Origin of the sequence: Mycolicibacterium iranicum, from assembly GCF_002101705.1 — a bacterium.
In the GTDB taxonomy this organism is placed as follows: domain Bacteria; phylum Actinomycetota; class Actinomycetes; order Mycobacteriales; family Mycobacteriaceae; genus Mycobacterium; species Mycobacterium iranicum.
On the sequence record NZ_LQPC01000024.1, the window covers coordinates 1 to 2297 of the forward strand.

Consider the following 2297-nt stretch of genomic DNA (forward strand, 5'->3'; position numbering starts at 1 on the left):
GGAGCACCCAAAGGACCCACCCGACAACCCCCGAAACGACAACAGCCGAACCTACAAACGTAGGTCCGGCTGTCGCCATGAATCGCCCTGGAAATGCCGGAGGCTCCTGACCTTGGAAACGAGGATGGAGTCATGCCGAAGGAGCAGTCGCCGGGGAAGCCGACCACACGCCGCTACAGCCCAGAGGAGAAGGCCGCCGCGGTGCGGATGGTCCGCACACTGAGGGCGGAGTTGGGTACCGAGGCGGGCACAGTGTCGCGGGTGGCCCGCCAGCTGGGCTACGGGGTGGAGTCGGTGCGGTCCTGGGTGCGCCAGGCCGACATCGATGAGGGCCTGGCCCCGGGAGTGTCGACGGTCGAGTCACGCAAGGTCCGCGAGCTCGAGCAAGAGATTCGAGAACTCAAGCGTGCCAACGAAATTCTGAAACGAGCGGCCAGTTTCTTCGGGGCGGAGCTCGACCGCCAACACAAGAAATAGTCGCGTTCATCGACGTCAACCGCGACGAATTCGGGGTCGAGCCCATCTGCACCGTCCTGCGCAGCGCAGGGGTGTCGATGGCCCCGAGCACCTACTACGACACCAAGACCCGGCCGCCGTCGGCGCGGACCCAACGCGACGCCGTTCTCACCCCGGTGCTGGTGGGCCTCTGGCAGGACAACTACAAGGTGTATGGGGCCCGCAAGCTGTGGAAAGCGGCGCGTCGGGCCGGGTATGACGTGGGCCGTGACCAGGTAGCCCGGTTGATGCGGGCGGCTGGCATCAAGGGCGCCCGTCGCGGCAAATGGGTCAAGACCACCCGGGCCGACCCGACCGCCAATCGTCACCCCGACCTGGTCAAGCGCCAGTTCGTCGCCGACAGACCGAACCGATTATGGGTGACCGACCTGACCTACGTGCCGACCTGGACCGGGGTGGCTTACGTGTGCTTCCTCATCGACGCGTACTCGCGGATGATCGTCGGGTGGCGGGTGGCCTCGCACATGCGCACCACGATGGTGCTCGATGCGATCGAGATGGCCCGCTGGTCGCGCGGAATCCTGTTGCTGGGCTTGACATGTCACTCCGATGCCGGGTCGCAGTTCACCTCGATCCGCTACGGTGAACGGCTCGCCGAGATCGGCGCGGTGCCCTCGATCGGCAGCATCGGGGACAGTTTCGACAATGCCCTGGCCGAGACCGTCAACGGCTACTACAAGGCCGAGCTGATCTACGGCCCGGCCCGCAGCGGGCCCTGGAAGACCGTCGAGGACGTCGAGTTGGCGACCCTGGGCTGGGTGCACTGGCACAACACCAGCCGCCTACACGGCTACCTCGGTGACCTCCCGCCGGCCGAGTTCGAAGCTGCGTTCTACGATGCCCAACGGAGCGACCAACCCCTGGTCGAAATCCAATAGCCCGAGCCTCCGACAGAACCAGGGCGATTCAGTCCGCGGCTATTCCGATGTCTTGCGACATCACAATGGTAGCGGGGACAGTGTGGTGTTTCAGGACATCGGAATAGGGTGTCTCAAGACATCGGAATAGGTGGATCAGCCAGTTTCAGCTGGTGTCGAAGGCTCGCCTGGTTATCACCGCAGTGCTCGTCGAGGGCCGCTCACAATCGCAGGTCGCCCGCGACTACGGCGTCTCCCAGAGCTGGATCTCACGGCTGATCAAGCGCTACACCCTCGACGGCGACGCCGCCTTCGAACCACGATCCAAACGCCCCCACACCAGCCCCCGCCGGCTACCTCAGCACACCATCGACCTCATCATCGAACTGCGGCACACTCTGACCGGCAAAGGCCTCGACGCTGGACCTCACACCATCGCCTGGCACCTCCAACATCACCACCACCTCCAGGTCTCACCCGCCTCAATCAGCCGACACCTCCACGCCGCCGGCCTCGTCGAACCCGCACCGGCAAAACGACCGAAATCGTCCTACATCCGCTTCGCGGCAGCACAACCCAACGAACGCTGGCAAGCAGACTTCACCCACTGGCGCCTCACCGGCGGCACCGACACCGAAATCCTGTCCTGGCTCGACGACTGCACCCGCTACGCAATCTCGGTGACTGCCCACCGCCGCGTCACCGCCACCACCGTCGTCACCGAATTCACCAAAGCCATTGCCCAACACGGAATCCCATACTCCACACTCACCGACAACGGCATGGTCTTCACCACCCGCTTCGCCGGCGGAAAAGGCGGACGCAACGGCTACGAAGCCGAGCTACACTGTCAGCAGTCACGTAATTCCCCAGGTATGAGGGGTTGTCCGTCACGTAATTCCTCACCCGCCGTCACGTAATTCC

The 2297-nt window shown here is 64.2% G+C and carries 2 protein-coding genes and 1 other annotated feature; both genes read left to right on the plus strand.

Annotated features, from left to right (window positions below; translation table 11 throughout):
- Positions 1 to 132: 132 nt before the first annotated feature.
- Positions 133 to 1394 (plus strand): IS3 family transposase gene (locus AWC12_RS07480; RefSeq protein ID WP_110808592.1). Its coding sequence is split into 2 segments (ribosomal slippage): positions 133 to 436 and positions 436 to 1394, totalling 1263 coding nucleotides; the frame shifts between segments, so codons are not numbered across the junction.
- Positions 432 to 563: a sequence feature (AL1L pseudoknot), on the plus strand. (Overlaps the previous gene by 132 nt.)
- Positions 1395 to 1546: 152 nt before the next feature.
- Complete coding sequence (locus tag AWC12_RS07485) at positions 1547 to 2293, plus strand: DDE-type integrase/transposase/recombinase (RefSeq protein ID WP_165762783.1); 747 nt, start codon at positions 1547 to 1549, stop codon at positions 2291 to 2293.
- Positions 2294 to 2297: the final 4 nt, after the last annotated feature.